The following is a 6,501-nucleotide window of genomic DNA, read 5'->3' on the forward strand; positions in this document are numbered from 1 at the left end:
CGGTCCTGGCTGGTCAGCCAGGGCGACCTCACGACGCTTCACTCGTTGGCCGCGCGCGGCCGGTCGCCGTCCTCGTACTGGTCGAAGAGCGGCGTGCGACCGCGCTCGCGAGCGCGCCGCGCGGACGCCGCCCGGCGCTTGTCGCTGCGGCCGCCGTCGGCGTCGGCGCCCTCGGCGCCGTCGATGTCGCCCGGCGCCTCGCCGCCCCGCCCCGCGGTGGGACGCTCCCGGTCGGCCGCGCGCTCGGCGGACGGCTCCGCCGTGCTCGACCGCGCCGAGCTCCAGGCGTCGGGCGAGCCCAGGTCGACGCTGCCGGTGGCGCGCGGGGCGACCGGCGCGGTCACGTACGTCGGCAGCGGCACCGGGACCGGGTCCCAGCTGTCGCCGCGCCCCGGCCCGCGCTGCCGCTCGCGCTGCTGGTCGACCCACTCGGCGTGGTCGGTCTGCTCGACGAGGGCGCGGCGGTCCGCGGCGAGCGCGGACAGGCCCGTCTCCGTCCCGGCGGCCGGACCCTCCTGAGCCACCGCGTCGGCGGCCGGCTCCGCCCCCGTCGGCCTGCGGCGCGGCTGCCGCTCGCGCAGCCGCTGCGCCGCGACCTCGGCCCGGCGCCGGTCCATCGTGTAGGTGAAGCGACGCCGCTCCTGGCCACGCAGATAGACGATGTACGCGCTGAGCAGTACGGCGGGCCCGGCGGGCGCCCACAGGAAGGCGAGGCCGCCGACGCCGGCCACGATGGCGCCGACCGTGAAGGCGAGGAAGAGGAGCACTGTCGTACGGCGGCGCCGGGCGAGGACCTTCGTGCGCCGGGCACGCGCGGCGGCCTCCGCCGACGCGGCGCGCTGTGCGGGGGTCGCCGCCTTGCCCGGACTCTTGGCGGGGGCCTTGGCGGAGGTCTTGGACCGGGAGGCCGGGGCGGGTTCCTGCTCGCGTTCGGGCTCCGCCCGCTCTTCCCGGTGCTCCGCCCGGTCCGACCGGTTCTCCGCCCGGTCCGACCGGTCCGTCCGGTGGCCCGCCGTATCGGACGGGGGCACGGCGAAGGACCGGACGTCCACCGAGCCGGTGATGACGTCCGGGGCGTCGCGCGACTCCCCCTCCTCGGGCGAGCGCGCCTGCAGGTCCTTGGCGTATCGGCGCTCCATGCCCGCCCGTCCGGACAGCAGCCGGATGGCGGTGCTGAAGCGTTCCGTCGGACGGGCTTCGTTCAGCTCGTCCTGCCTACGGAGCCACATCGGCACCAAGTAGGCGGCCCAGGCCCCGACGATGACTGCGTAGATGAGGCCGCTGCTGCTCACGCTCACACGGTAGAGGGGTTTCCGTGAGGCCATCTGCCAATTGGGCCGGTGTGTCGCACGATCTGGCTGATATCTCGAACTTTTTTTGCGACTGATGCGACCAACAGACCACCGTCAGTGTGAAATTAATGCCTGAGACAAGACTCATACGGGTCCTGGACAGCCGTTCACCGGTCAATTTCGAACACATATTTCATTTTCACGGGTCGTCAGCCGTTCTACGCCGTGTTCCGAGGTCGCGCCCGGTGCCAGCGGCGCAACAACCCTTCCGGTACCTCTTCGGCCGTCAGCGCGAAGACCAGATGATCGCGCCACGCTCCGTCGATGTGGAGATAACGGGGGCGCAGCCCCTCCTCGCGGAATCCGAGTTTCTCCACGACCCGTCGGCTCGGCGTGTTCTCGGGGCGAATGCAGACCTCGATACGGTGCAGTCCGACCGAGCGGAAGCAGTGGTCCACGGCGAGCGCGACGGCGGTCGGCATGACCCCGCGGCCCGCCACGGACTCGTCGACCCAGTAGCCGACATGGCCCGAGCACATCGAGCCCCAGGTGATCCCCGCGACGGTCAACTGCCCGACGAGGCGGCCCTGGTACTCGATGACGAAGGGCAGCATGCGGCCCGCGCCGGCCTCCGCGCGCAGATGGCGCACCATCTGACGGTAGGTGGGGCGGTGCACGACCGGGCCGCTGGGCGTGGGCGGCGGGATCGTGGCCTCCCAGGGGCGCAGCCAGTCGCGGTTGCGCCGGTTGACCTCGCGCCAGGCCCGCTGGTCACGCAGCTTTATGGGCCTCAGGACGACGTCGCCGTCCCGCAGCTCGACGGGCCAGGAGGGGCTGTTCAGCTCGCACCCCCCGGTGGTCCTGGGTGGTCGCCGCCGCGCAGCTGGTCGACCGCGTGCTTCAGCAGCGGTTCCAGGACGGCGAGACCGTCGCGTACGCCTCCGGTGGAGCCCGGCAGGTTCACGATGAGCGTCCTGCCCGCCACGCCCGCGAGGCCGCGCGACAGGACGGCGGTGGCCACCTTGTCCCTGCCGTACGCGCGGATCGCCTCCCCGATGCCCGGCACCTCGTGGTCGATGACCTGACGGGTGACGTCGGGGGTGCGGTCGGTGGGCGAGATGCCGGTGCCGCCGGTGGTGAGGATGACGTCGTACCCGGCGTCCACGCCCGCGCGCAGGGCCTGCCCGACCGGGTCGCCGTCGGGTACTACCCGCGGCCCGTCGACGGCGAAGCCGAGCGCGGCCAGGCCCTCGGCGAGGATCGGGCCGCCCCGGTCGGGGTAGACACCGGCGGCGGCACGGTTGGAGGCGGTGACGACGAGCGCGCGGTACGGCGCGCCGTCTCCGTTCGGTGCCGATGCGGATGCCTGGGCGGCTTCTGGTGCGGATGCCGATGCGGATGCCTGGGCGGCTTCCGGTGCGGATGCCGATGCGGATGCCTGTGCGGCTTCCGGTGCGGAATCGTGCGCCACGCGTGCGTGCCCGTCGCCCGCGCTCACGCCCCGGCTCCTTCGCGGCTCCACGTCCCCGACTTGCCGCCGGTCTTCTCCTCGACGCGTACGTCGGTGATGACGGCGCCCTTGTCGACGGCCTTGACCATGTCGACGACCGTCAGGGCCGCGACGCTCACCGCGGTGAGGGCCTCCATCTCGACGCCCGTCCGGTCGGTCGTCTTCACCGTGGCGAGGATCTCGACGGCGTCGTCCGCCACGGAGAGGTCGAGCTTCACTCCGGAGACGGCCAGCGGGTGGCAGAGCGGGATGAGGTCGGGCGTGCGCTTGGCGCCCATGATGCCCGCGATCCGCGCGGTGGCCAGGGCGTCGCCCTTGGGTACGCCCTCGCCGCGCAGCAGTTCGATCACGCGCGGCGAGACCCGTACGCGGCCACTGGCGCGGGCGGTGCGTGCGGTCACGTCCTTGGCGGACACATCCACCATGCGGGCGGCGCCCGCCTCGTCGATGTGGGTCAGTCGCTGCTGCTCAGGGGCTCCGGGGGTGTCCCCCCGGGAAATCGCGGTCATGTGCTTGGCGCTCCCGGTCCGGGCCCCGCGCGGTGCGGCGCGCGGGCCTGTTGTGCGCGACACGGTACCGCGCGGGTGGCCCGCTCAGCCGAGCAGGACCACCTCGACGTCCGCGCCCGGCTCCACCGAGGAGGTGTCCTCGGGGATGACGATCAGCGCGTTCGCGTGCGCGAGGGCGGCGATCAGATGCGAACCGGAACCGCCGACGGGCATCACCCGGCCCGCCTCCTCGTCGTACTTCCCGCGCAGGAACTGACGGCGTCCCTCGGGCGAGTGCAGCGCCTTGTCCGACAGCAGCTGCGCGCGCGTGGTGGGCCGCTGCACCTCGGGCAGGCCCATGAGCGTGCGGATCGCGGGGCGCACGAAGAGCTCGAAGGAGACGTACGAGGAGACCGGGTTGCCCGGCAGCGCGAGCAGCGGGGTGTGGTCGGGGCCGATGGAGCCGAACCCCTGCGGCTTGCCCGGCTGCATGGCGAGCTTGCGGAACTCCACGCCGCTGCCCGCCCCGATGCCGTCCTCGGCGTCCGGGTCGCCGATCGAGGACAGGGCCTCCTTCACGACGTCGTACGCGCCGACGCTCACGCCGCCCGTGGTGACGATGAGGTCGGCGCGGATTAGCTGGTCCTCGATGGTGGAGCGCAGCGTCTCGGCGTCGTCGGCGACCGCGCCGACGCGGTAGGCGATGGCTCCGGCATCGCGGGCCGCGGCGGTGAGGGCGAAGCTGTTGGAGTCGTAGATCTGGCCCTCGGCCAACTGCTCGCCGGGCTGGATCAGTTCGCTGCCGGTGGACATGACGACCACGCGGGGGCGGGGGCGCACCTGCACCGTGGCGCGGCCGATGGCGGCGAGCAGGGCGATCTGCGGGGGGCCGAGGACGGTGCCCGCGGGCAGGGCGCGGTCGCCCGTCCGGACGTCGCTGCCCCGCGCGCGTACGTGCGCGCGTGCCTCGGCGGGGCGGTGCACGCGGACCTCGCCGGAGGCGCCCTCGGGGGCGGCGCTGTGGGCGCGCATTCCGGAGACGGGGCCCTCGCCCAGACCGCCGTCGGTCCACTCGACGGGGACGACGGCCTCGGCGCCGGGCGGCAGCGGGGCGCCGGTCATGATGCGGGCCGCCTGGCCCGCGCCGACGGTGGGCTGCTCGCCCGCGCCCGCGGCCACGTCGCCGATGACCGTGAGGACGGCGGGGAACTCCTCGCTCGCGCCCTCGACATCGGCGACCCGTACCGCGTAGCCGTCCATGGAGCTGTTGTCGAAGGGCGGCAGCGAGACGGGCACCGTGACGTCCTCGACCAGGACGCAGCCCTGGGCGTCGAGGAGTTGGAGCTCGATGGGTTCGAGCGGCCGGACGGTCTCGAGGATGTCGTCCAGATGCTCTTCCACCGACCAGTGGTGGTTCTGGCCGATGACCGGTGTCGTCGTGCTGCTGCTCAAAGTGCTACATCTCCTCGGTGACGTAACTGCGGAGCCAGGCCTGGAAGTCCGGGCCCAGATCTTCACGTTCGCACGCGAGTCTGACAATGGCACGCAGATAGTCGCCACGGTCGCCGGTGTCATAGCGGCGGCCCTTGAAGACCACGCCGTGCACCGGGCCGCCGATCTTCTCGTCGGCCGCGAGCTGCTGGAGGGCGTCGGTGAGCTGGATCTCGCCGCCGCGGCCCGGCTCGGTCTTGCGCAGGATGCCGAAGATGCTCGGGTCGAGGACGTAGCGGCCGATGATCGCGTAGTTCGACGGGGCGTCGGCCGCGTCGGGCTTCTCGACCAGGTCGGTGACCTTGACGACGTCGCCGTCCTCGGTGGCGTCGACCGCCGCGCAGCCGTAGAGGTGGATCTGCTCGGGGGCCACCTCCATGAGGGCGATGACGCTGCCGCCGTGCCGCTCCCTGACCTCGACCATGCGGGCGAGGAGGGGGTCGCGCGGGTCGATGAGGTCGTCGCCGAGGAGTACGGCGAACGGTTCGTCGCCGACGTGCGGAGCGGCGCACAGGACGGCGTGACCGAGCCCCTTGGGGTCGCCCTGGCGTACGTAGTGCATCGTCGCGAGGTCGCTGGACTCCTGGACCTTGGCGAGACGGGCCTCGTCCCCCTTCTTCAGGAGGGCCGACTCCAGTTCGTAGTTGCGGTCGAAGTGGTCCTCGAGCGGGCGCTTGTTGCGACCGGTGATCATGAGGACATCGTCGAGGCCCGCGGACACGGCCTCCTCGACCACGTACTGGATGGCCGGCTTGTCGACGACCGGCAGCATCTCCTTGGGGGTCGCCTTGGTGGCCGGCAGGAACCGCGTACCGAGACCGGCTGCGGGGATGACCGCCTTGGTGATCCGGTGGTGGGGGGGTTGGGACTCAGTCATGGCGCCACCATATCCGGTGCGTATGCACGGAATCTGTGGGTCCGGATAATTCGGCGGCATATGCGCCACGAGGAAGGAAATGTGAGATCCCCATGAGCGGAACCAGCGGTACCGAGGCCGGTGGCCAGCCAACCAAGCGCAGGTTGCGGCGAGACTTCCTGGCGGTGAGAAGCGGGTTGACCGGGGATGACGCACGGAAGGCGGCCGCGGTTCTCGCCGACCGCGCGCTGGAACTCCCGGAACTCGCCGACGCGCACACCGTCGCGGCGTACGTCTCGGTGGGCAGCGAACCCGGCACCCGTGCCCTGCTCGACGCCCTCCACGCGCGCGGGACCCGCGTTCTGCTCCCGGCGCTGCTCGCGGACAACGACCTGGACTGGGGGGCGTACGACGGGGCGGGCTCGCTCGTCCGCGTGCAACACCAGGGGAAGATCGAGCTGTTGGAGCCCGCGGGCGCGCGGCTCGGGCCCGACGCCGTCCTGACGGCCGACGCCGTGCTGCTGCCGGGGCTCGCCGTCGACGCGCGCGGGATGCGGCTCGGGCGCGGCGGCGGGTCGTACGACCGGGTCCTGGCCCGCCTGGAGCGCGCGGACGCCCACCCCTCCCTCGTGGTGCTCCTGTACGACTCCGAGGTGGTCCCGTACCTGCCCGAGGAGGCGCACGACCAGCCGGTGCACGCCGTCGTGACGCCCTCGGGGGTACGCCGGTTCCGGTAGGGGCCCGCCAACCCGAAAGGGCCCTCCACGCGTGCTTGAGTTCTAGTGGTCGTTGCAACACCCCAGCTCAGGGGACGCGATGGCCATCGATTACAGCAAGCGACGCAAGCCCGCAGGGCATGCTCCG

At 72.5% G+C, this 6,501-nt stretch carries 7 protein-coding genes; 1 reads left to right on the top strand and 6 read right to left on the bottom strand.

The genetic code is table 11. The features are described 5' to 3' along the window. Positions 1-38: 38 nt before the first annotated feature. From glpR to galU, 6 genes are all read right to left on the bottom strand, one after another. Positions 39-1,292 (bottom strand): gephyrin-like molybdotransferase receptor GlpR, encoded by a 1,254-nt coding sequence (glpR, locus tag ACFVYR_RS36845; protein ID WP_384262683.1) that lies wholly within the window; start codon positions 1,290-1,292, stop codon positions 39-41. 218 nt (positions 1,293-1,510) lie between these two features. After that, on the bottom strand, positions 1,511-2,134 hold the full coding sequence (locus ACFVYR_RS36850; RefSeq protein ID WP_384262727.1) for a GNAT family N-acetyltransferase: 624 nt from the start codon (positions 2,132-2,134) through the stop codon (positions 1,511-1,513). Then, a complete protein-coding gene (locus ACFVYR_RS36855; protein ID WP_384262680.1) occupies positions 2,131-2,790 on the bottom strand; it encodes a molybdenum cofactor biosynthesis protein B in 660 nt (219 codons plus the stop codon). Before ACFVYR_RS36855 ends, ACFVYR_RS36850 begins: the two co-directional genes overlap by 4 nt. Further along, positions 2,787-3,311: a cyclic pyranopterin monophosphate synthase MoaC gene (gene moaC, locus ACFVYR_RS36860; protein WP_384262678.1), complete on the bottom strand. Its 525-nt coding sequence runs from the start codon at positions 3,309-3,311 to the stop codon at positions 2,787-2,789. The genes ACFVYR_RS36855 and moaC overlap by 4 nt, the downstream gene beginning before the upstream one ends. An 84-nt stretch (positions 3,312-3,395) precedes the next feature. Continuing rightward, entirely contained in the window at positions 3,396-4,742 is a 1,347-nt protein-coding gene (gene glp, locus ACFVYR_RS36865; RefSeq protein ID WP_384262675.1) for a gephyrin-like molybdotransferase Glp, read from the bottom strand. Between the two features lie 4 nt (positions 4,743-4,746). Beyond that, positions 4,747-5,658, bottom strand: coding sequence for a UTP--glucose-1-phosphate uridylyltransferase GalU (gene galU, locus ACFVYR_RS36870; RefSeq protein WP_384262673.1), 912 nt, complete (start codon positions 5,656-5,658; stop codon positions 4,747-4,749). A 92-nt stretch (positions 5,659-5,750) separates the two neighbouring features. Here galU and ACFVYR_RS36875 point away from each other — a divergent pair, with 92 nt between their 5' ends. Beyond that, positions 5,751-6,374, top strand: coding sequence for a 5-formyltetrahydrofolate cyclo-ligase (locus ACFVYR_RS36875; RefSeq protein WP_384262671.1), 624 nt, complete (start codon positions 5,751-5,753; stop codon positions 6,372-6,374). Positions 6,375-6,501 lie beyond the last annotated feature (127 nt).

It is taken from the genome of Streptomyces sp. NPDC058284 (genome assembly GCF_042881135.1).
Taxonomy (GTDB): Bacteria; Actinomycetota; Actinomycetes; order Streptomycetales; family Streptomycetaceae; genus Streptomyces.

Coding starts and splice junctions, on each gene's coding strand:
- moaC (WP_384262678.1), bottom strand. CDS start 3,311: ATGACCGCGATTTCCCGGGGGGACACCCCCGGAGCCCCTGAGCAGCAG.
- ACFVYR_RS36875 (WP_384262671.1), top strand. CDS start 5,751: ATGAGCGGAACCAGCGGTACCGAGGCCGGTGGCCAGCCAACCAAGCGC.
- galU (WP_384262673.1), bottom strand. CDS start 5,658: ATGACTGAGTCCCAACCCCCCCACCACCGGATCACCAAGGCGGTCATC.